Source organism: Pseudomonas mandelii, from assembly GCF_002251635.1.
In the GTDB taxonomy this organism is placed as follows: Bacteria; Pseudomonadota; Gammaproteobacteria; order Pseudomonadales; family Pseudomonadaceae; genus Aquipseudomonas; species Aquipseudomonas mandelii_B.
In genome coordinates this window covers 21,298-44,891 of sequence record NZ_NMOJ01000052.1, presented here as the reverse complement: position 1 = coordinate 44,891, position 23,594 = coordinate 21,298, and the positions used below count along the sequence as shown (strand labels likewise).

The 23,594-nt window shown below is 60.2% G+C and carries 23 protein-coding genes; 16 read left to right on the top strand and 7 right to left on the bottom strand.

All coding sequences use genetic code 11. The annotated features are described in order from the left end of the window. The first annotated feature begins 55 nt into the window (after positions 1 to 55). From B7L09_RS08680 to B7L09_RS08635, 10 genes are all read left to right on the top strand, one after another. Entirely contained in the window at positions 56 to 805 is a 750-nt protein-coding gene (locus tag B7L09_RS08680; RefSeq protein WP_094468469.1) for an electron transfer flavoprotein subunit beta/FixA family protein, read from the top strand. Continuing rightward, positions 806 to 1,735, top strand: coding sequence for an electron transfer flavoprotein subunit alpha/FixB family protein (locus tag B7L09_RS08675; protein WP_094468468.1), 930 nt, complete (start codon positions 806 to 808; stop codon positions 1,733 to 1,735). Positions 1,736 to 1,814: 79 nt separating this feature from the next. Continuing rightward, positions 1,815 to 2,639 carry a substrate-binding periplasmic protein gene (locus tag B7L09_RS08670; protein ID WP_094468467.1) on the top strand — a complete coding sequence of 275 codons (825 nt, stop codon included), beginning with the start codon at positions 1,815 to 1,817 and terminating at the stop codon, positions 2,637 to 2,639. 9 nt (positions 2,640 to 2,648) lie between these two features. Further along, a complete protein-coding gene (locus B7L09_RS08665; RefSeq protein ID WP_094468466.1) occupies positions 2,649 to 3,005 on the top strand; it encodes a DUF4398 domain-containing protein in 357 nt (118 codons plus the stop codon). After that, on the top strand, positions 3,002 to 3,814 hold the full coding sequence (locus B7L09_RS08660; RefSeq protein ID WP_094468465.1) for an OmpA family protein: 813 nt from the start codon (positions 3,002 to 3,004) through the stop codon (positions 3,812 to 3,814). Before B7L09_RS08665 ends, B7L09_RS08660 begins: the two co-directional genes overlap by 4 nt. Before the next feature lie 200 nt (positions 3,815 to 4,014). Further along, positions 4,015 to 5,454, top strand: coding sequence for an aminotransferase-like domain-containing protein (locus tag B7L09_RS08655; RefSeq protein WP_094468464.1), 1,440 nt, complete (start codon positions 4,015 to 4,017; stop codon positions 5,452 to 5,454). A gap of 89 nt (positions 5,455 to 5,543) precedes the next feature. Continuing rightward, a complete protein-coding gene (locus tag B7L09_RS08650) occupies positions 5,544 to 6,035 on the top strand; it encodes a translation initiation factor 2 (protein ID WP_094468463.1) in 492 nt (163 codons plus the stop codon). 166 nt (positions 6,036 to 6,201) lie between these two features. Continuing rightward, positions 6,202 to 6,456 carry a YkgJ family cysteine cluster protein gene (locus B7L09_RS08645; RefSeq protein ID WP_094468462.1) on the top strand — a complete coding sequence of 85 codons (255 nt, stop codon included), beginning with the start codon at positions 6,202 to 6,204 and terminating at the stop codon, positions 6,454 to 6,456. 41 nt (positions 6,457 to 6,497) lie between these two features. Beyond that, positions 6,498 to 7,103: an START domain-containing protein gene (locus tag B7L09_RS08640; RefSeq protein WP_094468461.1), complete on the top strand. Its 606-nt coding sequence runs from the start codon at positions 6,498 to 6,500 to the stop codon at positions 7,101 to 7,103. Between the two features lie 376 nt (positions 7,104 to 7,479). Beyond that, entirely contained in the window at positions 7,480 to 9,567 is a 2,088-nt protein-coding gene (locus B7L09_RS08635) for an LTA synthase family protein (protein WP_094468460.1), read from the top strand. A 58-nt stretch (positions 9,568 to 9,625) separates the two neighbouring features. On the opposite strand, the gene B7L09_RS08630 is transcribed toward B7L09_RS08635, so the two are convergent. Further along, a complete protein-coding gene (locus B7L09_RS08630) occupies positions 9,626 to 9,784 on the bottom strand; it encodes a DUF3309 family protein (protein WP_169858239.1) in 159 nt (52 codons plus the stop codon). 282 nt (positions 9,785 to 10,066) lie between these two features. Here B7L09_RS08630 and B7L09_RS08625 point away from each other — a divergent pair, with 282 nt between their 5' ends. The 3 genes from B7L09_RS08625 (at position 10,067) to csrA (ending at position 11,609) form a co-directional block, all read left to right on the top strand. Further along, entirely contained in the window at positions 10,067 to 10,882 is an 816-nt protein-coding gene (locus tag B7L09_RS08625) for an SDR family oxidoreductase (protein ID WP_094468459.1), read from the top strand. A 64-nt stretch (positions 10,883 to 10,946) separates the two neighbouring features. Further along, positions 10,947 to 11,279, top strand: coding sequence for a YnfA family protein (locus B7L09_RS08620; RefSeq protein ID WP_094468458.1), 333 nt, complete (start codon positions 10,947 to 10,949; stop codon positions 11,277 to 11,279). Positions 11,280 to 11,423: 144 nt separating this feature from the next. Beyond that, a complete protein-coding gene (csrA, locus tag B7L09_RS08615; protein ID WP_010461752.1) occupies positions 11,424 to 11,609 on the top strand; it encodes a carbon storage regulator CsrA in 186 nt (61 codons plus the stop codon). A 5-nt stretch (positions 11,610 to 11,614) separates the two neighbouring features. Here the strand turns inward: csrA and B7L09_RS08610 are convergent, their stop codons facing one another. The 5 genes from B7L09_RS08610 to mnmC form a co-directional block, all read right to left on the bottom strand. Next, entirely contained in the window at positions 11,615 to 11,842 is a 228-nt protein-coding gene (locus B7L09_RS08610; RefSeq protein WP_093421735.1) for a YheU family protein, read from the bottom strand. 190 nt (positions 11,843 to 12,032) lie between these two features. Continuing rightward, on the bottom strand, positions 12,033 to 13,223 hold the full coding sequence (locus B7L09_RS08605; protein ID WP_094468457.1) for an osmoprotectant NAGGN system M42 family peptidase: 1,191 nt from the start codon (positions 13,221 to 13,223) through the stop codon (positions 12,033 to 12,035). 161 nt (positions 13,224 to 13,384) lie between these two features. Beyond that, positions 13,385 to 15,133, bottom strand: coding sequence for an N-acetylglutaminylglutamine synthetase (gene ngg / locus B7L09_RS08600; RefSeq protein WP_094468456.1), 1,749 nt, complete (start codon positions 15,131 to 15,133; stop codon positions 13,385 to 13,387). A 3-nt stretch (positions 15,134 to 15,136) separates the two neighbouring features. Beyond that, positions 15,137 to 16,909: an N-acetylglutaminylglutamine amidotransferase gene (locus tag B7L09_RS08595; RefSeq protein ID WP_094468455.1), complete on the bottom strand. Its 1,773-nt coding sequence runs from the start codon at positions 16,907 to 16,909 to the stop codon at positions 15,137 to 15,139. A gap of 200 nt (positions 16,910 to 17,109) precedes the next feature. Beyond that, positions 17,110 to 19,089: a bifunctional tRNA (5-methylaminomethyl-2-thiouridine)(34)-methyltransferase MnmC2/FAD-dependent 5-carboxymethylaminomethyl-2-thiouridine(34) oxidoreductase MnmC1 gene (gene mnmC / locus B7L09_RS08590; RefSeq protein ID WP_094468454.1), complete on the bottom strand. Its 1,980-nt coding sequence runs from the start codon at positions 19,087 to 19,089 to the stop codon at positions 17,110 to 17,112. A gap of 184 nt (positions 19,090 to 19,273) precedes the next feature. On the opposite strand from mnmC, the gene pap reads away from it, so the two are divergent. Both pap and B7L09_RS08580 read left to right on the top strand, forming a co-directional pair. Then, entirely contained in the window at positions 19,274 to 20,797 is a 1,524-nt protein-coding gene (gene pap / locus B7L09_RS08585) for a polyphosphate:AMP phosphotransferase (RefSeq protein WP_094468453.1), read from the top strand. 102 nt (positions 20,798 to 20,899) lie between these two features. Next, entirely contained in the window at positions 20,900 to 22,084 is a 1,185-nt protein-coding gene (locus B7L09_RS08580; protein WP_094468452.1) for a thiolase family protein, read from the top strand. Between the two features lie 122 nt (positions 22,085 to 22,206). Here B7L09_RS08580 and B7L09_RS08575 read toward each other — a convergent pair whose 3' ends face one another. Further along, positions 22,207 to 22,401 carry a DUF6316 family protein gene (locus B7L09_RS08575; protein ID WP_094468451.1) on the bottom strand — a complete coding sequence of 65 codons (195 nt, stop codon included), beginning with the start codon at positions 22,399 to 22,401 and terminating at the stop codon, positions 22,207 to 22,209. A 211-nt stretch (positions 22,402 to 22,612) separates the two neighbouring features. Between B7L09_RS08575 and B7L09_RS08570 the strand changes: the two genes are divergently transcribed. Then, positions 22,613 to 23,572, top strand: coding sequence for a DMT family transporter (locus B7L09_RS08570; protein WP_094468450.1), 960 nt, complete (start codon positions 22,613 to 22,615; stop codon positions 23,570 to 23,572). Positions 23,573 to 23,594: the final 22 nt, after the last annotated feature.

Here is a 23,594-nt window from a genome sequence, read left to right as displayed (position 1 = left end):
AACCGCCAGGTTCGCCTAGGCGACTTTCTTTTCACCGGAGAGTAACGAGGAATCCATGAAGGTTCTTGTAGCTGTCAAACGCGTTGTCGATTACAACGTGAAAGTTCGCGTCAAGGCGGACAATTCCGGCGTCGACCTCGCTAACGTCAAAATGTCGATGAACCCTTTCTGCGAAATCGCTGTGGAAGAAGCCGTACGCCTGAAAGAGAAAGGCGTGGCGACTGAAATCGTCGTGGTTTCCATCGGCCCGACTACCGCTCAAGAGCAACTGCGCACCGCGCTGGCTCTGGGTGCTGACCGCGCCATCCTCGTCGAATCCGCCGAAGACCTGACTTCGCTGGCCGTTGCCAAGTTGCTCAAAGCCGTTGTCGACAAGGAACAGCCTCAGCTGGTGATCCTCGGCAAGCAGGCCATCGACAGCGACAACAACCAGACTGGCCAGATGTTGGCTGCGCTGACCGGTTACGGCCAGGGCACCTTCGCTTCGAAAGTCGAAGTGTCCGGCGACACCGTTGCCGTGACCCGCGAAATCGACGGCGGCGCGCAGACGGTTTCCCTGAAACTGCCGGCTATCGTCACTACCGACCTGCGTTTGAACGAGCCGCGCTACGCGTCCCTGCCAAACATCATGAAAGCCAAGAAGAAGCCGCTTGAGTCGGTAACTCCAGAAGCTTTGGGCGTTTCCACCGCCTCCACCAACAAGACCGTTAAAGTCGAAGCGCCGGCTGCACGCAGCGCAGGCATCAAGGTCAAGTCGGTGGCTGAACTGGTCGAGAAACTGAAAAACGAAGCGAAGGTAATCTAAATGACTATCTTGGTTATTGCTGAACACGACAACAAAGTAGTGGCCCCGGCCACGCTGAACACCGTGGCTGCTGCCGCCAAAATCGGNGGCGACATTCACGTGCTGGTAGCAGGCCAAGGCGCTGGCGCCGTGGCTGAAGCCGCGGCGAAAATCGCTGGTGTGAGCAAAGTACTGTCGGCCGACAACGCCGCCTACGCTCACCAACTGCCGGAAAACGTGGCTCCGCTGGTAGCAGAGCTGGGCGCTGGTTACAGCCACATCCTGGCTGCTGCCACCTCCAACGGCAAAAACATCCTGCCACGCGTTGCTGCGCAGCTGGACGTTGACCAGATCTCCGAGATCATCTCGGTAGAAAGCGCCGACACCTTCAAGCGCCCGATCTACGCTGGTAACGCCATCGCCACCGTGCAATCGACCGCGGCCATCAAAGTGATCACCGTGCGCGCCACCGGCTTCGACCCGGTTGCCGCTGAAGGTGGTTCGGCTGCCGTTGAAGCCGTCTCCGCTGCTCACGACGCTGGCACTTCCAGCTTTGTCGGCGAAGAGCTGGCCAAGTCGGATCGTCCTGAGCTGACCGCTGCCAAAATCGTCGTTTCCGGCGGTCGCGGCATGCAGAACGGTGACAACTTCAAGCACCTGTACGCCCTGGCCGACAAGCTGGGCGCTGCGGTCGGCGCTTCCCGCGCGGCCGTCGACGCAGGTTTCGTACCCAACGACATGCAGGTCGGCCAGACCGGCAAAATCGTTGCGCCACAGCTGTACATCGCGGTCGGTATCTCCGGCGCGATCCAGCACTTGGCCGGTATGAAAGACTCCAAAGTGATCGTTGCGATCAACAAGGACGAAGAAGCACCGATCTTCCAGGTGGCTGATTACGGCCTGGTTGCGGACTTGTTCGAAGCCGTACCTGAGTTGGAGAAGCTGGTCTAATCCAGCCGCTTCACTTATAAAGAGCCCGNCCTTTTGGTCGGGCTTTTTTTTGTTCCGGATTTGAGTGGAGAGTGTCGCCATGGATTTGCGCCGCGTGGGTGGCTGGTCATTACTGCTGGGGCTGACGGTGCTGCCGGCGCTGGCCGTGGCCGCAGGCAAGTGCGAACGCCTGGTGGTGACCGGCAGCTCGGACGCGCCGCCGTACTTGTGGCAAGACCCGCAAAACCCCAAGCACCTGATCGGCGCCAGCGCAGACCTGTTGCAACACGTGGCAGGGGAGTTGGGCATCAAGATCGAACTGCTTTATGCCGGCAAGCGCGCCCAGGCCCTGGACGAAGTGCGCAGCGGACGCATGGACATGCTGGCCGACGCGCCGTTGACAGTCAGCGAGCTGGACACCCTGGATTACATCCATCCGCCGTTGCTGGAAAACGACTATCTGGTCTGGACCCGAAAAGACTCAGCATTGGTCTACAACCAGGCGCAAGACCTTCACGGCCATCCAGGTGCCGTGTCGGAAAAGTCTCGAATGACCCAGGCATTCGGCATTTTCGCCGAGCAGCAATTGACCCTCGTGCGTACTCCGAACCTGACCCAGGCCTTTCAGAAATTGCTGCTGGGCGAGGTGGAATTTGTCCTCGCGGGACGCTACTCGGGCATGGCCGCCGCGCAAACCCTGAGTATGGCCAACGACCTGATCGCCCGTCCCCAACCGGTCGACAAACCCGGCCTGTTCCTGGCGATTTCCCACAACTCCGCCTGCAATGATCCGTGGCTGCGCGGACAGCTGGCCAAAAAGATGACAGAATTGCCCGCGTCCGGACTGACGGAAAGCGTGCTGCAACGCAATATCGAGCGTTGGACAGCGCAGCAACAGCAACCCGCCAGTACCCCAAAACAGTAGGGATTTTTAGTGAGTATTCGACCTCTTTTCGCTGCCCTGGCCGTTCTGGCTCTGGCGGGTTGTGCAGCCGATCCGGCGCCGAATGAACAAATACGCCTGACCGAGCAGGCGCTCGAGCAAGCCAAAGCCGTAGGCGCTACCGCCGCCGACGTGCCGGAACTCAAGCTGGCCGAAGGCAAGTTTTCTCGTGCCCAGGGCGACATGACTGATCAGTCCTACAGGCATGCGCGCATGCGGGCCGAGCAGGCAGAACTGGACGCGCGTCTGGCCGAAGCCAANNTTCTGACCCGCAAGAGCCAGGAGCAACTGAACGTGCTCAATACCCGCATCACTCGCCTGCGCAAGCAATTGGGAGATGCCCAATGAGCCTCAAGTCCAAAGCACTCGGCGGCTTGATCCTCGCAGGTTGCGCAAGCCTTTACGGCTGCGCCGGCCAACACAGCGAGACTGCATTGCAGCAGGCCGGCAGTGACTTCCAGAAGGTCAAGGAAGACTCCAACGTGTTGCGCTTCGCGCCCAAGGATGTGATTCGCGCCGGTGAGTCCCTGGCCCGCGCCGATCGCTTGTCCAGCTACTGGGGCAGCGGTGCCGACGTGGTGCATTACGCCTACCTGAGCCAGCGCTACAGTGCAATCGCCCGTGAGCACACTAATCAGGTGCTCAACGAAGAGCGCGCTGCAAAGCTCGAACTGGAACGTCAGCGTCTGCAACTTGCTCTGCGCGAGTCAAAATTGCTCAGCGTGCAGCAGCAAGGCAAGTGGCTCGAAGAACAGATCGTTGCTTTGGCAACCACACAGACCGACCGTGGTCTGGTGATGACCCTGGGCGATGTGCTGTTCGACACCGGCGAAGCAGAGCTGAAGAACTCGGCCAACCGCACCGTGCTCAAGATCGTGCAGTTCCTGCAACTGAACCCCAAGCGCGTGGTGCGCATCGAGGGCTACACCGACAACACCGGCGGCGAGCAGGAAAACCTCAAGCTGTCCCGCGACCGTGCGCAGGCCGTGGCCGACGTGCTGATGGACCTGGGGATCGACGAAAAACGTATCCAAGTCGAAGGCTACGGCGATGAATACCCGGTGGAGGTCAACGCCTCCGAGCGGGGCCGCGCACAGAATCGTCGTGTGGAAATTGTGTTCTCCGACGAAAAAGGCCAGCTCGGCGCCGCCCGCTAAGGGCTGCGTTTCTGGAAAACCCGGCCTGCCCGACAGTGCCGGGTTTTTTTGCGCCTGCCAATTGCCTCTCAAAACAGTACAGTTTTTACTGACACTGCACTGTACGGTCGACTATTGTGGCAACTGTCCCAGTACACTTCTAAACTGTTCCGGTATGTTTCACACAAAAATAAAATACCCGTGAAATCGAGTGCTGCGTCATGACCAATCTGTTGCTTTACCAACGTATCGCCCAGCAACTGGCTGAGGACATCCGGCGCGGTGTCTATCAACCCGGTGAGCGCGTGCCTTCGGTGCGCAAGATGAGTTCACAGCTCAACGTCAGCCATGCAACCGTTTTGCAGGCTTACGCCAATCTCGAGGATCAAGGGCTGATCCGCGCCCGGCCGCAGTCGGGCTATTACGTGCACCAGACGCCCGCACTCACGGCGCCCACGCCGGACATCGCGCGGGTTGAACGCCCGGGGTTGGTCACCCGCAGCAGCATTATCCAGCAGGTATTGGTCGAGTCGCGCCGCGAGGGCGTTTTCCCCTTGGGCGCGGCGGTGCCGAGCGTCGATTATCTACCGGTCCGCGCCTTGCACCAGCAATTGGCCAAGGTCACGCGCTTTCAGAGCCCGCGGGCGTTCAGCTACATGTTCAGCCCCGGCTTTGAACCGCTGCGGCGCCAGGTGGCGATCCGCATGCGTGATGCCGGCGTGGTGGTCGATCCGTCCGAAGTGGTGATCACCCACGGCTGTGTCGATGCATTGCAGATGTCTCTTCGCGTGCTGACCCGGCCGGGCGACCTGATCGCCGCCGAATCGCCGACTTATTACGGCTTGCTGCAACTGGCGGATCTGCTGGGCCTCAAAGTCATCGAGATCCCCAGCGACCCGTCCACCGGCATGAGCCTTGAAGCCCTGCAACTGGCAGCCAACCAATGGTCGATCAAGGCGTTGGTGCTGACTACGCGCCTGAGTAATCCGCTGGGCGCGACCATGCCCGAGGAGCGCCAGAAACAGTTGCTGCGCCTGGCCTCGGATTTCGATATCCAGATCGTTGAAGACGACATCTACGGCGAATTGATGTTCGAACAAGGCCGGACCAAATCGCTCAAGGCCTACGATCGGCTTGATCGAGTGATCTATTGCTCGAGCTTTTCCAAGACCTTGTCCCCGGGTGTGCGCATCGGCTGGATGATCGCCGGCAAGTATCAACANGAAATTCAGCGTTTGCAGACGTTCAGTACGCATTCGGCGTGCAGCGTCACCCAGATGGGCATCGCCGCGTACCTGGAAAACGGTGGCTATGATCGGCATCTGCGCTACATCCGCCAGGAATACCGCAAGAACCTGAGTGCTTTCCAGCTGGCGGTGCAGCAGTATTTCCCGGAGGGCACACAGATGACACGCCCGACGGGCGGCTTCATTTTGTGGGTCAGTTTGCCGGGACGGGTCAATACCCAGGAACTGCATGTGCGTGCACTGCAGCAGGGCATCAGCATCGCGCCGGGGCTGATTTTCAGTAACACCGAGCAGTTCAATCACTGCATTCGCCTGAACTGTGGGACGCCCTGGAATCGTGAAGCGGAGCGCGCATTGATGACGTTGGGGATGTTGGCCACGCAGCTTTGCCAGGAGACGGCCAGCGGTTTCTGACAAGAACGCCGGTCGTTTCCTACGCGTGCTTGTCATGTTGCGTACAACAGGCGAGCATATGGCCCTCTGCCGTTAGCGTCGTTGGGTCCATGAAACCGATTTTTCCTGCCGCCTGCCTATCGATCTGCCTCCTCTTGACCGTTAATGCCCAAGGCGTCATGGCGGCTTCGACTCAGGAAACGCCGGCAGCCAGCGCAACAACGTCGAAAAAACCAGCGCCCGTCAAGAAAGCCGAGGCGGTCAAAAAGAAAGCCGCGCCGACCAAAAAGAAACCGGCGGTGCTGAAAAAGCGTCCACCGATTGCTACCAAGTCGAAACCGGCAAGTGAAGTCGTGAAAACCCGGTTGCCTTCCGCCAATCTCGATCTGAGCCTACCTCAAGACATGGTTCAGGAGCTGAAACCGATCGGTACGGTCCCGATGCCACGACACGACGCCGTATTGCCGCAGATGTTCGGTGACAAGAACAGTCAATTTCAGCTCAACGGCCGGCTGCTCAGCAACGAAATGCAGTTGCAACTGCGCAATGAAGAGCGCCGGGACGTTGAAGGCGCAGCGCTGGATTTCGAGTTCAAACAGTAAATCTGCGCTGATTCGTGACCCGCGACCCAGACGCTTTGTCGGAGACTGGTCAGTCACGTTCGTTTGAGCGCAAAAACCCCGGTCCAGGTAATTTAAAACAACTGTTTTAGCGGTTACTCTGTGCCTCGTCCATTAACACATCTCCCGTCGCGAGGAGCTTTTCGTCATGAAATGCCGTGAAGGCTGTGGCGCCTGTTGCATTGCCCCCTCCATCAGTTCACCGATTCCCGGCATGCCCAATGGCAAGGCCGCTGGCGAACGTTGCGTACAACTGTCTGTCGATAACCTGTGCAATATTTTCGGCAATCCACAACGGCCTGCCGTGTGTTCGGCGTTTGAAGCCGACGTCGAAGTCTGCGGAAGCAGCAGTGACGAAGCGATCAAGTTGCTGGGATGGTGGGAGCAAATGACGGCTGCATGATGTGTTCTACGAACGGAACTTCAACAACAAGGAATAAGACTATGGGTTCGCTGCATCGTATGGCTGTGCTGTGTGGTTTGACGGTGGTGCTGGCCACCACCGCCGCACAGGCCGAAGACTGGAAAGTCGCCAAGAATGAAGACGGCATCAAGGTGTCCCTGAGTGAAGTGGCCGGTTCCGATTACAAGGCCTACCAGGGCGTGACCCTGATGAAAACCACCCTGGCCAAATTGCGCGCGCTGCAGGAAGACGTGGCAGGCGCCTGCGCCTGGATTCACGAGTGCAAAATGCAGAAACTGCTCAAGCACGAAGGCGATCAGAGCTGGACCTACACCCAGTTCAATACCCCGTGGCCGGTGACGCCGCGTGATTCGGTGCTGCATATCACCACCACCGAAGGCGCCGACGGCAGCCTGACCCGCAAGCTCGAAGGCGTGCCGAAGTACATTCCTGAGGAAAAGGGTTTCGTGCGGGTCACCAAGGTCGACGGTTTCTGGAAGTTCGTCCCCAAGGGTGACCAGATCGAAGTGACCTACCAGGTGCACACTGAGCCAGGCGGCAGCATCCCATCGATGGTCGCCAACAAGTTCGTGGTCGATGCGCCGTTCAACACGCTCAAAGCCCTGAAGGAACGCGCAGAGAAGTAATTGCGCGCTGTTTCATGAACGCCCCGACCTTTCGGGGCGTTTTTTATTTGGCAATAGTCAGTTATGCATGTGGGAGCGAACCTGCCCGCGATAGCGGTTTCTCATCCGACATAGGGTCGACTGATCCACCGCTATCGCGAGAAGGCTCGCTCCCACAGGTATATTTTGTTTCCAAATATACGTTGCACGAAATTTTCACAAAGCCTCCAAGACAATTCGCCCGCGTCAGCATACCGGGCACTAATCAATGGCAATGCTGCGGGTGATCGTGCAACATTTGCGCACCGCGCAAGCCCCGGGGCCGAGAACTGGCCAACAGAGGGCAGGGCGCCGCTTTATTTTTGATACTTCAACTTCCAATGGGTCCTGAAACGACATGGCAAACCCGGACGCCCTGAGTCAGCAGCGAGCTTCTAATCGCCTGCTGCAACCGACCGTCAAATCCCATCTGGCATACACGCTGCTTTGCGCGCTGGTCATGATGGTGATGTTCTCCCTGCTGCGCCTGGCGCTGCTGGTCTACAACCGCGAAATGATTCTGGATTCACCTGCCTCGACCTTTATCGAGGCGTTCGCCAATGGTCTGCGTTTCGACCTGCGCCTGGTGGTCTACCTCTGCATTCCGCTGATTCTGGCACTGTTCAGCGCCCGGGCCATGGCCGCTCGGGGGTTCTTCCGCTTCTGGCTGACCATCGCCTCGAGCATCGCGCTGTTCCTGGGCTTGATGGAGATGGACTTCTACCGCGAATTCCACCAGCGCCTCAACGGCCTGGTCTTCCAGTATGTGAAGGAAGACCCGAAAACCGTGATGAGCATGCTCTGGTACGGTTTCCCGGTGGTGCGGTACCTGCTGGCCTGGGCCGTGGGTACGCTGATCCTGACCCTCGCGTTCAAGGGGGCCGACCGGGCGACCCGTCCTCGTGGCCCGTTCAGCGGCGGCAGCATCGGCACACGCCAGGTCGCCCCGTGGTATGCACGAGGCGTCGTATTCGTGGTTTGCCTGCTGGTCTGCGTGGTCGCCGCTCGTGGCACCCTGCGCCAGGGCCCGCCGCTGCGCTGGGGTGATGTCTACACCACCGATTCGAACTTCGCCAACCAGTTGGGCTTGAACGGCACTCTGTCGCTGATCGCCGCCGCCAAGGCGCGCTTCTCCGAAGAGCGTTCGAACATCTGGAAAGCCACCCTGGACCAGCCGCTGGCGACCCAGACCGTGCGTGACATGCTGGTGTTGCCACAAGAGAAACTGGTGGACACGGAGTCGGCTGCCGTTCGCCGGGACTACACGCCACCTGCCGAAAAAACCCTGCCGATCAAGAACGTCGTAGTGATCCTGATGGAAAGCTTCGCCGGTCATTCGGTGGGTGCATTAGGCCGCCCGGGCAACATCACGCCGTACTTCGACAAATTGTCCAAGGAAGGCCTGCTGTTCGACCGTTTCTTCTCCAACGGCACCCACACCCACCAGGGGATGTTCGCCACCATGGCGTGCTTCCCGAACCTGCCGGGCTTCGAATACCTGATGCAGACCCCGGAAGGCAGCCACAAGCTGTCGGGCCTGCCGCAGTTGCTCAGTGCGCGCAAGTTTGACGACGTGTATGTCTACAACGGCGATTTCGCCTGGGACAACCAGTCGGGTTTCTTCAGCAACCAGGGCATGACCAACTTCATCGGGCGTAACGACTTCGTCAACCCGGTGTTCTCCGACCCGACGTGGGGCGTGTCCGACCAGGACATGTTCAACCGTGGCCTGGAAGAACTCAAAGCCCGCGAAGGCGGCAAGCCGTTCTACGCCCTGCTGCAAACCCTGTCCAACCACACGCCGTACGCATTGCCGACGCCATTGCCGGTCGAGAAAGTCACCGACCGTGGCAGCCTCAACGAGCATTTGACGGCCATGCGCTACTCCGACTGGGCCTTGGGCCAGTTCTTTGAAAAGGCCCGTAAAGAGCCTTACTTCAAGGAAACCCTGTTTGTGATCGTGGGTGACCACGGCTTCGGCAACGAACAGCAAATCACCGAAATGGACCTGGGCCGCTTCAACGTACCGATGCTGATGATTGCACCGGGCATGCAGGAGAAGTTCGGCGAGCGTGATCACACCGTTGGCACCCAGATCGACATCGTGCCGACCATCATGGGCCGCCTGGGTGGCGATACCTTGCACCAGTGCTGGGGCCGTGACCTGCTGAACCTGCCGGAAGGCGACAAGGGCTTTGGCGTGATCAAGCCGTCGGGCAGTGACCAGACCGTAGCGTTGGTTACCGCAGACCGCATTCTGGTACTGCCCAAGGACATGCCACCGAAGCTGTGGGAGTACGAACTGGGCGCTGAGCCGACCGGTAAAGTGATTCCCGAGTCACCGGACGAAGCAGCGCTGAAACAGAAACTCGAGTCGTTCCTGCAGACGGCGACCAAGAGCCTGTTGGATAACACCGCCGGTGTGGTTGACGGCAAGCCGGACTAAGTTTTCGGCGCAATAAAAAAGAGGCCTTCGAGGGCCTCTTTTTTTGCTTGTTAATTCTTTATATCTTGCCAAGTAACAGCAGAATCAACAGCACCACCAACACCACGCCGATGATACCCGACGGGCCATAACCCCAACTTCTGGAGTGTGGAAAGACCGGCAAACCACCTACCAGCAGGAGAATCAGAATTACGATAAGAATTGTGCCCATGTCTATTTCCTTGTTGGAAGTGTTCTGGAATAACCTATGCTTTTAACTGTCAGCTGGACTGCAATAAACCCGAGCTGCTTACAAAATCCGACTGCCGCTTGTGTCGGAAAATTCCAAGTTTTTTTAATGTATTTCGAAGAAAGCCTTATTTCGTTTTTGGCGGCGTTAGTTGACTCCGGCGCTCCCTCGGTTTGCTCGGACCATTCAGCAATCTGATGGAGCGTGGGTCGCGCAATGTCCTTCGCTACACTCAGCGCATCTTCCCCNGAACCACAAGGCAGCTTTCCTATGCAAAATCGCATGATGATCACCGGCGCCGGGTCCGGCCTGGGTCGCGAAATCGCTCTGCGCTGGGCCCGCGAGGGTTGGCAACTGGCCTTGTCGGATGTCAGCGAGCCCGGTCTGCAGGAAACCCTGAAACTGGTTCGCGACGCAGGTGGCGACGGTTTTATCCAGCGTTGCGATGTGCGCGATTACAGCCAACTGACCGCATTCGCCCAGGCGTGCGAAGAGAAGCTTGGCGGCATCGATATCATCGTCAACAACGCCGGCGTGGCTTCGGGCGGGTTCTTCAGTGAACTGTCCCTGGAAGATTGGGACTGGCAGATCGCGATCAACCTGATGGGCGTGGTCAAGGGCTGCAAAGCGTTCCTGCCGCTGCTGGAGAAAAGCCAGGGCCGGATTATCAACATCGCCTCAATGGCCGCATTGATGCAGGGGCCGGCGATGAGCAACTACAACGTGGCCAAGGCCGGTGTGGTGGCGTTGTCGGAGAGCTTGCTGGTGGAACTCAAGCAGCAGGAAGTGGGCGTGCACGTGGTGTGCCCGTCATTTTTCCAGACCAACCTGCTGGATTCTTTCCGTGGCCCGACCCCGGCCATGAAAGCCCAGGTCGGCAAATTGCTGGAAAGTTCGCCAATCACCGCGACCGACATTGCCGATTACATCTATGAGCACGTCGCCGCCGGTGAATTCATGATCCTGCCCCACGAACAGGGACGCATGGCCTGGGCGCTGAAGCAGAAAAACCCGCAACTGCTCTACAACGAAATGACCGTCATGGCCGACAAAATGCGCGCCAAGGCCAAACAAAACGCAGGCTGAACTTGCCCGTGCGCAACACCGTCGTTAGGGTGGCCGCAACCGGTCATCCTTACGAGACGCGTGAATGCTCAATTACCTGTGGTTTTTCCTCGCGGCGCTGTTCGAAATTGCCGGCTGCTTCGCCTTCTGGATGTGGCTGCGCCAAGGTAAGAGCATTTGGTGGGTGGCACCAGCGCTGCTCAGCCTGACGTTATTTGCGCTGTTGCTGACCCGTGTCGAGGCGACTTACGCCGGTCGGGCCTATGCCGCCTATGGGGGCATTTACATCGTCGCGTCGATCGGTTGGCTGGCGGTGGTTGAGCGAATTCGTCCCCTTGGCTCGGACTGGCTGGGCGTGGCGCTGTGCGTGATCGGGGCCAGTGTGATTCTGTTCGGCCCGCGTTTCTCTGCTTCCTGAAGCGGCACTCAAAGATTTGTCAGACGTTTCCGTAAGGCGGGATCTTCCTGCGCTGTAGGGCGGGACTGATTTGCCGTTGCTGCATTGAAGAGCGGCTGCGGGCCGGGCATCTTCAAGGGCCGGTAACCCTGAAGGATGAATGCCATGCTTGTACTCAGTCGCGTTGTGGGCGAGATGATTTCCATCGGTGACAACATTTCAGTGCGCATCATCGCCGTCAACGGAGGCAGCGTGCGCTTCGGTGTCGAAGCGCCACAAAACGTCAATGTGCATCGGGCCGAGGTCTACGATCGCATCCAGGTCAAACTGGCCAAAACCAAAAGACGTTGAGCCCCTCAGTCGAAAAGGTGCTTGGGCACATCGTGCTTGAGCATCAACTGGCATTGCTCGCTTTCAGGGTCGAACACGATCAGCGCCTGGCCCTTGGTCAGCGCCTGACGCACGCGCAATACGCGGGTTTCCAGCGGTGTTTCGTCGCCATTGTCAGTGCCATCGCGGGTAACGAAGTCCTCGATCAGGCGGGTCAGGGTGTCGACTTCAAGTTGGTCGTAGGGAATCAGCATAGGCACCTCGGCTAAACAATGGCGCGATGCTACGGCGAATGCTCGGTTGCGGCTAGCCTTGGCCTTCAACGTTGCCTGATCTGATGCCATCGCGGGCAAGCCACGCTCCCACAGGTTTTGCGGCGATCACTAANCCTGTGGGAGCGGGCTTGCCCGCGATGGCGACGGCCCAAGCGACGCACTACGTGGGTCAGCTATCTGTTCGCTGTCCCACCAGACTGTCCACCGACGGCACCCGCGTATCGCTTTCCATCTGCGTGTCGTGCTCGATCTGATGACTGAACCGGTCCAGCGAGCCCTTCGCGGGCTGCGCATCGCTGGCAAACACCGGCGGGCTCAGAATGTAGGCACTCAACAAGCGACTCAGCGCCGCCAGGCTGTCGATGTGCGTGCGCTCGTAGCCGTGGGTGGCGTCACAACCAAACGCCAGCAGGGCTGTGCGAATGTCGTGGCCGGCGGTNACCGCCGAATGCGCATCGCTGAAGTAATAGCGAAACAGGTCGCGGCGCACCGGTAACTCGTTTTCACTGGCCAGCCTGAGCAAGTGCCGCGACAGGTGGTAGTCATACGGCCCGCCGGAGTCCTGCATCGCCACGCTCACGGCATGCTCGCTGGAATGCTGGCCGGGCGCAACCGGCGCGATATCAATGCCGACGAATTCGCTGACGTCCCACGGCAAAGCGGCCGCCGCACCGCTGCCGGTTTCCTCGGTGATGGTGAACAGCGGATGACAATCGATCATCAACTCCTCACCGCTGTCGACGATCGCTTTTATCGCCGCCAGCAGCGCTGCAACGCCGGCCTTGTCGTCGAGGTGACGGGCGCTGATGTGGCCGCTTTCAGTGAACTCTGGCAGCGGGTCGAAGGCGACGAAATCGCCCACGCTGATCCCCAGGGAATCGCAGTCCGCGCGGGTGGCGCAGTAAGCGTCCAGGCGCAACTCGACGTGATCCCAACTGATCGGCATTTCATCCACNGCGGTGTTGAACGCGTGCCCGGAGGCCATCAACGGCAACACGCTGCCACGGATCACGCCGTTATCGGTGAACAGGCTGACGCGGCTGCCTTCGGCAAANCGGCTGGACCAGCAACCGACCGGGGCGAGCGTCAGGCGACCGTTGTCTTTCACCGCGCGAACCGCGGCGCCGATGGTGTCGAGGTGAGCGGAGACCGCACGGTCCGGGCTGTTTTTCTTGCCCTTGAGCGTGGCGCGGATGGTGCCGCGCCGGGTCATTTCAAAGGGAATGCCCAGNTCTTCCAGGCGCTCGGCGACGTAGCGCACGATGGTGTCGGTAAACCCGGTGGGGCTGGGAATGGCGAGCATCTCCAGCAGCACTTTTTGCAGGTAGTTGAGATCCGGTTCGGGGATTTTGCTGGTCATGGAAACTCCTGATGAGTTGAGGCCATCGATGGTTTCGATGAGGAGAAAAGATTGGGTGCCTGGACTGGCGCCATCGCTAGCAGGCTCGCTCCCACAGGGGAATGCATTCCAAATGTGGGAGTGAGCCTGCTCGCGATAGCGTCAGCTCAGGCGACACATCACTAAGAAGCTGCTGGCTGACTGTGCGGAAACAACAAATCCACAAACTTCTCCGCAGTCGGTTGCGGCTCGTGATTAGCCAGCCCGGCCCGTTCGTTGGCTTCGATAAATACGTACTCGGGTTGGTCGGCGGCGGGCACCATCAGGTCGAGCCCGACCATGGGAATATCCAGCGCTCGCGCCGCCCGCACCGCCGCATCCACCAGGGTCGGATGCAACATCGCCGTGACATCCTCCAGAACCCCACCGGTATGAAGATTCGCGGTACGCCTTACGAACAAATGCTCACCGGCCGGCAGAACACTGTTGTAGTCATAACCTGCTGCCTGCAACGTGCGCTCGGTCTCATGGTCCAGCGGGATTTTGCTTTCACCGCTGGTGGCCGCCTGCCGACGCCGACTCTGCGCTTCGATCAGTGCGCCGATGGAATGCTGACCATCGCCCACCACCTCGGCGGGCCGGCGAATCGCCGCGGCGACCACTTCGAAACCGATCACCACAATCCGCAAATCGAGACCTTCGTGGAAACTTTCCAGGAGCACGCGGCTGTCGAACTGCCGGGCGGATTCGATCGCTTGCTGGACCTCTTCGATGGTTCGCAAATCCACCGCGACGCCTTGACCTTGCTCGCCATCCAGAGGCTTGACCACCACCCGCTCGTGTTCATCGAGAAACGCCAGGTTGTCGTCGGCGTTGCCGGCCAGTTGCTGCGAGGGCAGGTTCAAACCGGCGGCTTTGAGCACCTTGTGGGTCAGGCTTTTGTCCTGGCACAGGGTCATGCTGATGGCGCTGGTCAGGTCGCTCAAGGATTCACGGCAACGCACGCGGCGTCCACCATGGCTGAGGGTGAACAGGCCGGCACCCGCGTCGTCCACGTGCACATCAATGCCGCGTCGATGGGCCTCTTCGACAATGATCCGCGCGTAGGGGTTGAACCCCGCCTGCGGCCCCGGGCCGAGAAACAGTGGCTGGTTGATGCCGTTCTTGCGCTTGATCGCAAAGGTGGTCAGCGCGCGAAAACCCAGCTTGGCGTAGAGGCTCTTGGCCTGGCGGTTGTCGTGCAACACCGACAGGTCAAGGTAGCTCAGGCCACGGCTCATAAAGTGCTCTACCANNTGCCGCACCAGCACTTCTCCGACGCCGGGCCGCGAGCAGTGCGGGTCGACCGCCAGGCACCACAGGCTGCTGCCGTTCTCGGGATCGTTGAACGCCTTGTGATGATTGAGGCCCATGACGCTGCCGATGATCGCGCCGCTGTCTTCNTCTTCGGCCAGCCAATACACCGGGCCGCCTTGATGTCGCGGCGTCAGCAAATTCGCATCAATCGGCAACATGCCGCGCGCCTGGTACAGCTGATTGATCGCCTGCCAGTCTGTCTCGCTTTGGGCCCGGCGAATGCGAAAGCCGCGAAACACCCGGGTTGACTGACGGTAATCGCTGAACCACAGACGCAAGGTGTCGGAGGGGTCGAGAAACAGTTGCGCCGGTTCCAGCCCCAACACTTGCTGGGGGGCGGCAACGTACAACGCGATGTCGCGCTCACCGGTCTGCTCGTTGAGCAGCTCCTGGGCCAGGCTNGCAGGGTCAGGGAACGTGTGGCCGATCAACAACCGGCCCCAGCCGCAATGCACGGCAATCGGCTCGGCGCCCAGTGGGCTGCCGTCTTCGGCCAGACGTGCCTGCAAACGTTCATAGGAGGGCGACTGACCGCGCAACAAGCGTTGGCTATAAGCCGTGGCGTGGGGTTTCATCGATCAGATTCCTTGTTCGCTGAGCCACAGGTTCAGCGCCGCCAGTTGCCACAGCTTGGAGCCGCGCAGCGGGGTCAGTTGGCCTTGCGGGTCGGTCAGCAAGCGATCAAGCATGGCGGGGTTGAACAGGCCGCGATCCTGGCTCGGGTCCAGCAGCAGCTCGCGCACCCAGTTCAAGGTGTCGCCCTGCAAATGCTTGAGGCCCGGCACTGGGAAGTAGCCCTTCTTGCGGTCAATCACTTCGCTTGGAATCACCAGCCGCGCCGCCTCTTTCAGGACTTGCTTGCCACCGTCCGGCAGTTTGAATTTGCCCGGGACCCGGGCCGACAATTCGACGAGGCGGTAATCGAGAAACGGTGTGCGCGCTTCCAGGCCCCAGGCCATGGTCATGTTGTCCACGCGTTTGACCGGGTCATCGACCAGCATCACCGTGCTGTCCAGGCGCAGGGCTTTATCCACTGCCGCCTCGGCGCCGGGCATTGCAAAATGCTCACGCACAAAGTCACCGGCAGCGTCATTGGCAGTCAGCCATTTCGGTTGCACGGTGGCGGCGTAATCGTCGTAGCTGCGGTCGAAAAATGCATCGCGGTATGCGGCGTAGGGATCGCTGGCGCCATCCACCTGCGGGTACCAGTGGTAACCGGCGAACAACTCGTCGGCACCCTGGCCGCTCTGTACCACCTTGCAATGCTTGGCCACTTCCCGCGACAGCAGGTAGAAGGCGATGCAGTCGTGGCTCACCATCGGCTCGCTCATGGCGCGGAACGCAGCCGGCAGTTGCTCGATGATTTCGCTTTCGGCGATGCGCAGTTGGTGGTGACGGGTACCGTAGTGCTTGGCAATCAGGTCCGAGTACTGAAACTCGTCGCCGCGCTCGCCACCGGCATCTTCAAAACCGATCGAGAAGGTCGACAGGTCCTGCACGCCGACTTCACGCAACAGGCCGACGAGCATGCTCGAATCGACACCGCCCGACAGCAGTACGCCGACGTCCACGGCCGCACGTTGACGGATCGCGACCGCGTCGCGGGTGCTGTCGAGTACACGGTCACGCCAGTCTTCGAGGGTCAGGTTCATCTCGTCGGCGTGTGGGCCGTAGGGCAGGGTCCACCAGATTTTCTGTTCGGTCTTGCCGTTGGCGTCGATGCGCATCCAGCTCGCTGGCGGCAGCTTTTCAATGCCCGCCAGCAAGGTGCGCGGTGCAGGCACCACGGCGTGGAAATTCAGGTAGTGATTGAGCGCCACCGGATCGAGGATCGGGTTGATATCGCCGCCCTTGAGCAGTGCCGGCAACGCCGAGGCGAAGCGCAGGCGCTGGCCGGTGCGCGACAGGTACAAAGGCTTCACGCCCAGACGGTCACGGGCGATGAACAGGCGCTGGGCGTCACGCTCCCAGATCGCGAAGGCAAACATGCCGTTCAGCTTGGGGAGCAGTGCTTCGCCCCAGGCGTGGTAGCCCTTGAGCAGCACTTCGGTGTCGCCACCGGAATAGAAGGCGTAGCCCAGGGCTTCCAGCTCTTCGCGTAATTCCGGGAAGTTGTAGATGGCACCGTTGAAGGCCAGGGACAANCCCAGNTGGGCGTCGACCATTGGTTGGGCCGAGCCGTCCGACAGGTCCATGATCTTCAGGCGCCGGTGGCCCAGGGCAATCGGCCCTTGGGCGTGGAAGCCCCAGGCGTCGGGACCGCGTGGGGCCAAGTGATGGGTGATGCGCTCAATGGCCGCCAAGTCGGCAGGTTGGGCATCGAAACGTAATTCTCCAGCTAATCCGCACATAAATTCCTTACCGGTTTTTCCGTTGGGGAGGGGTCAATATTCANCCGGCCAAAACGCCAGGTACTCAGAAACTGACCCGGTGGGATCGTGGGAGTTTTAGATCGATAAGTAATAAGAGGGAATGTGCAGGGAGGCGCCTTCTGCAGAAAACGCCGGGCCACAGGCAATACAGGGATAGTTTAAACAGTGAGAAGGCGGATTCATTTACCCCGGATCAGTCGTCGCAAGGCAAAGCGGTTCGGGTGACACGCCTCGGCCACGGGTCTTGGTAATGGCAGCGGTTCGTTGTCGAGCCAGGCGGCCAGCAACTCGCCTGATAGCGGCGCGGTGATCAGCCCTCGTGAACCGTGGCCGCTGTTGACGTACAAGCCGTCCAGCCATGGGCAAGGGATGTCCGGCGTTTGCCGGGCATCCTTGCTCAGGGCGATGTAGGCGTCGGCGAAGGCCTGGCTGTCAGACAAGGGGCCGACAATCGGCAGGTAGTCGGGGCTGGTGCAGCGGAACGCTGCGCGACCTTCAAGTGCCTCGGGTTGCAAGGCGTCTGCGCCGAGTCGGGCGACCAGGTCCACCGAGATTTCCTCGAGCATTTGCAGGTTGCCGGCATGCTCTGCTGTGGTGGGCGTCAGGTCGTCGTTGGTGAAATCAAAACTCGCGCCCAGGGTGTGTTCACCCAGCCGGGCGGGTGCGACATACCCTTCGGCACATACCACGGTGCTCAGGCTCTGGCTTGCAGGTGTTTGGGGCAGGCGGGTGATCTGTCCGCGAATCCGTTTGAGCGGCAAGTCGCTGCTGAAGTCGAAACGCTTGATCTCGGCAGCACCGGCCAGCACCACCACCGGCGCGTTGGCCAGCAGTTTGTGACCCTCCCACGCTTGCCATTGCCCCTGCACACGGCGCAGTTCCAGTACATCGTGATGGGTATGGAGCCGGATTTTCGGATGCGCCGCTTGCCATGCGCACAGGGCGGGTGGATGCACCCAACCGCCTTCCGGATAAAACAGGCCGCCCGATTGCAACGCGATGCCTGCGCGTATCTGTGCGTGTTCCTGATCGAGTGTGTGCAGCAAATCCTCGGGAAACGCCGCCGCCAGTTGTGCCTGACGTTCGGCTTCCTTGGCGTTGAAGGCCAGTTGCAGCACGCCGCAGCCATCCCAATCAACACCTCGGTGCAAGTGTTCCAGCAGGCGCCGGGTGTGACCGAAACCGCTGAGTATCAGCTGTGACAAGGCCGTGCCATGGGCCGACAGCTTGAGGTACAACACGCCCTGTGGATTGCCCGATGCTTCCTGTGCCAGCGCATCGTGGCGCTCCAGCAAACTGACTTGCCAGCCCCGTGCCGCCAGGCTGGCGGCGGTGGCGCAACCGGCCAGTCCTGCGCCAATCACCAAGGCGTGACGTTCGCCGGTCAACGGCGTTGGGCGGGCAAACCAGGGTTTCGCAACGACAGGCGTGGGGGTTTCTGCAGGCCAGCCCAGAAACACACCGCGCAGGATTTCCCATTTGTGACCGATGCCGGGCGTGCGCTTCATCTTGAAACCCGCGGCATTGATCAGGCGGCGCACCCAACCGGTGCTGGTGAAGGTGCTGATGGTCGAGCCCGGAGCCGCCAGGCGCGCCAGTTCGGCAAACAGCTCGGCGGTCCACATGTCGGGGTTTTTCGCCGGGGCGAAGCCGTCGAGAAACCAGGCGTCGATCTGTGCATCCAGTTGCGGCAATTGCTCCAGGGCGTCGCCGACCAGCAGGGTCAGGGTGACACGGCCGTTATCCAGTACCANGCGCTGGAAGCCTTGATGGATCGCCACGTATTGCGCCAGCAATTGATCGGCAAACGGCTTGAGCTCCGGCCATAACGCCAACGCACGCTGCAGGTCTGGCTGGCTCAGCGGGTATTTTTCGACACTGACAAAGTGCAGGCGCGCACCGGCCACTGCGTGTTGCTCGAACAGCTGCCAGGCGCAGAGGAAGTTCAAGCCGGTGCCGAAACCGGTTTCGCCAATGACCAGTCGACCGCCGTCCGGCAACGCGGCGAAGCGTTCACGCAAACCGTTCTGTTCGAGGAATACGTAGCGGGTTTCTTCAAGGCCTGACTTGTCCGAAAAATACACGTCGTCGAATACCCGTGAATACGGGCGACCCTGGTCGTCCCAGTCGAGTTGGGCGTGAGGCAATACAGGTTTCATGGCAGGCTCGGCAACGGCAAGGCGGCCATTCTAGCTGATCGACGTGGCGATGCTTGCACGACCGCCGACTCGCAGAAAATCCTGTAGCAGCTACAGGGAACAGTGGTTGCGGTGAAGAAATGGATTCTTCCACGCAAAACAACTCAATCCGCTAGTCTTGCGCAATCAGGAAAGGGAGCCGTCCATGTTCGAATCTGCTGAAATCGGTCACGCCATCGACAAAGAAACCTACGAAGCTGAAGAACCGGCANTGCGCGAAGCCTTGCTCGAAGCGCAGTTCGAACTGCAACAGCAGAAGCGCTTCCCGGTGATCATCCTGATCAACGGCATCGAAGGGGCCGGCAAGGGCGAGACCGTCAAGCTGCTCAATGAATGGATGGACCCACGCCTGATCGAGGTGCGCACCTTCGACCANCAGACTGATGAAGAACTGGCGCGACCACCGGCCTGGCGGTACTGGCGGATGCTTCCGGCCAAGGGGCGCATGGGGATTTTCTTCGGCAACTGGTACAGCCAGATGCTCCAGGGCCGGGTCCATGGGCTGTTCAAGGACGCGGTGCTGGACCAGGCGATCAACCAGTCCGAGCGCTTTGAAAAAATGCTCTGCGACGAAGGCGCGCTAATTTTCAAATTCTGGTTCCACCTGTCCAAGAAGCAAATGAAGGCGCGGCTCAAGGCGCTGGCCGACGACCCGCTGCACAGCTGGCGCATCAGCCCGCTGGACTGGCAGCAGTCCAAGACCTACGACAAGTTTGTGCATTTTGGTGAGCGCATCCTGCGTCGCACCAGCCGCGACTACGCACCCTGGTATGTGATTGAAGGCGTGGATGCGCATTATCGAAGTCTGGCGGTGGGCAAAATCCTGCTCGACGGCCTGCAGAATGCCTTGAAGCGACCCACCGTTCATCCCGACAAGGTCAACGCGGCGCCGCTGCCGATCCATGTCGATCAGCTCAACCTGCTCGACAGCCTCGACATGACCTTGCGCCTGGAAAAGGACGATTACGAAGAACAACTGATCACCGAACAGGCACGCTTCTCCGGGCTGATGCGCGATAAGCGCATGCGCAAACACGCGCTGGTCACCGTATTCGAAGGCAATGACGCGGCGGGCAAGGGCGGGGCAATCCGGCGTGTCGCGGCGGCGCTCGATCCTCGCCAGTACAGCATCGTGCCGATTGCCGCGCCGACCGAGGAAGAACGGGCGCAACCGTATTTGTGGCGTTTCTGGCGGCACCTGCCGGCCAAGGGCAAGTTCACGGTGTTCGATCGATCCTGGTATGGGCGCGTGCTGGTGGAGCGCGTCGAAAACTTCTGCCCACCGGCGGACTGGCTGCGGGCCTACAGCGAGATCAATGACTTTGAAGAGCAACTGCGCGATGCGGGTGTGATCGTGGTCAAGTTCTGGCTGGCCATCGACAAGCAGACCCAGTTGGAGCGTTTCCAGGCCCGCGANGAAATCCCCTTCAAGCGTTTCAAAATCACTGAAGACGACTGGCGCAACCGGGACAAGTGGGACGCCTACCGCGCGGCCGTCGGCGACATGGTTGACCGCACCAGCACCGAAATCTCGCCGTGGACCCTGGTGGAGGCCAATGACAAGCGCTGGGCCCGGGTCAAGGTCCTGCGCACGATCAACCTGGCGTTGGAAGAAGCGTTCGAGAAGTCCGACAAGCACGACAAGAAGGCCAAAAAACGCCAGTCGTGAGCCGATGGTTACGCATACGCGGGGTGAATGATTGTCGCGGTCGGTTATGGGGTGGACATATGCTCGGTCCACTCTCAACCGACAACAACAATGAGGTATGCCATGCGTGAAGTGGTGATCGTCGACAGCGTGCGAACCGGCCTGGCCAAATCCTTTCGTGGCAAGTTCAACCAGACCCGCCCCGATGACATGGCGGCCCATTGTGTGAATGCGCTGCTGACCCGCAATGGTATCGACCCGGCGACTGTCGAGGACTGCATTGTCGGCGCCGGCTCCAACGAAGGCGCCCAGGGTTNCAACATCGGTCGCAATGTGGCGGTGCTCTCGCAACTGGGCACCGGTACGGCCGGCATGACCCTCAACCGCTTCTGCTCCTCGGGCTTGCAAGCGATCGCGATTGCCGCCAACCAGATCGCGTCGGGCTGCAGCGACATCATCATCGCCGGGGGCGTCGAGTCCATCAGCCTGACCCTGAAAAGCGTGAATACCGACAACCTGATCAACCCGCTGCTTAAAGAGCAGGTGCCGGGCATCTATTTCCCGATGGGCCAGACCGCTGAAATCGTCGCGCGCCGTTACAGCGTCAGTCGCCAGGAGCAGGATCTGTACGCACTGCAAAGTCAGCAGCGCACGGCTCAGGCTCAGGCTGCTGGATTGTTCGATGATGAAATCGTGCCGATGGCGGTGAAGTATCGGGTTGAAGACAAGGCCACCGGTCAAATCCAGATCCTCGACGGGATCGTCGACCGCGACGATTGCAACCGCCCTGACACCACCCTGGCCAGCCTCAGCGGGTTGAAGCCGGTGTTTGCCGAAGACGGTTCGGTGACGGCGGGCAACTCCTCGCAGCTCTCCGATGGCGCCTCTATGACACTGGTGATGAGCCTGGAAAAAGCCCTCGAGCTGGGTCTCAAGCCCAAGGCGTTCTTCCGTGGTTTCGCGGTGGCCGGGTGCGAACCGGACGAGATGGGCATTGGTCCGGTGTTCTCGGTACCGAAATTGCTCAAGGCCAAGGGCTTGCAGGTGGCGGATATCGACCTGTGGGAACTCAACGAAGCGTTTGCGTCCCAGTGCTTGTACGCGCGCAACCGCCTGGAAATCGACAATGCCCGGTACAACGTCAACGGCGGTTCGATTTCCATCGGGCACCCGTTTGGCATGACCGGCTCGCGACAAGTCGGGCACATTGTGCGTGAGTTGCAGCGGCGCAACTTGCGGTATGGCGTCGTCACCATGTGCGTTGGGGGCGGGATGGGTGCGACGGGGTTGTTCGAAGCGGTGCGTTAAATGCCTGAGGTTTTACAGCGACTTTGAATTAGCCATCGCGGGCAAGCCCGCTCCCACAGTGATTNNTGCGTACGCCACAAAACCTGTGGGAGCGGGCTTGCCCGCGATGCAGACGCCTCGGTCTAACGGCGGGCACCCGAAAGCTGCATCCGCTCGATATAAGCCTGGATCTCCCGCTCTGCCACCTGCGGATTATCAAACGGCCCCTCCAGCGTGTTTTCCCGGGTGCTGAAATACAGTTCCCCATTCACACGACTCACCCGGTCGCAGCGAAAGTGCGTGGCGGGGGCGGTGTCCTGGGCGCGCATGCCGTACATGGCGGGTCTCCTGAAGGATGTTCCGGTTGGCGGATTCAATGAGCTTATGCATGAACCACTTGCGGCGCCTGACCAACTGATCGACGGCACATCGCCAATTTAATGATGCGACCTGCACAGTTTCATTCGCGGCCCGTCGCCAACTGTCCCTGTGTCGGGCCGGGGTCTGCGCCTAGAATGGTGTTTCTTGCCATCTGGCTTTGGGGTTCGCATGCACATTTCATCCGGTCGCTGGGTTTACGGTCTGTTCCTGGCCTTGTTGACCGCGGTTCTGTGGGGAATCCTGCCGATCAAACTCAAGCAAGTCCTGCTGGTGATGGACCCGGTGACGGTGACCTGGTTTCGCCTGACGGTGTCCGGTGGCTGCCTGTTCATCTACCTGGCGGCGACCCGCCGCCTGCCCAGCCGCAAAGTTCTCGGTCCCCGTGGCGGCTGGCTGGTGTTGATGGCGGTGCTTGGCCTGGTCGGCAACTACGTGCTGTACCTGGTCGGCCTGAAAATGCTCAGCCCCGGCACCGCACAATTGGTCGTGCAGATGGGCCCGATCTTTCTGATGGTCGCCAGTGTATTTGTGTTCAAGGAACGGTTCAGCGTGGGGCAGGGGATTGGTCTGCTGGTGCTGCTGATCGGTTTCGCGCTGTTCTTTAATCAACGCCTGGCCGAGTTGTTGACCTCGCTGACCGATTACACCGCCGGCGTGTTGCTGGTGCTTCTGGCCTCGACGGTCTGGACGTTTTACGCGCTGGGGCAGAAGCAGTTGCTGACGGTGTGGAACTCGCTGCAAGTGATGATGGTGATCTACCTGTCGTGCGCCGTGCTGCTCACGCCGTGGGCACATCCGCTGGAGGCGCTGCAACTGAGCCCGTTGCAAGGCTGGCTGTTGCTGGCGTGTTGCATGAATACGCTGGTGGCTTATGGGGCCTTTGCCGAAGCGCTGGCCCATTGGGAAGCTTCACGGGTCAGTGCGACGTTGGCGATTACGCCGTTGGTGACGTTTGGCGCGGTGGCCGTGGCGGCGTGGGCATGGCCGGAATATGTGCATGCCGAGACGATCAATGGCCTGGGGTATGGCGGGGCGGTGCTGGTGGTGGTGGGGTCGGCGTTGGTGGCCCTTGGGCCGTCGTTGATTGCCGGGCTCAGGGCGCGGCGGGTGCGGATGGCCGCCAGTTAGACCGAGTTATCGTTCTTCGCGG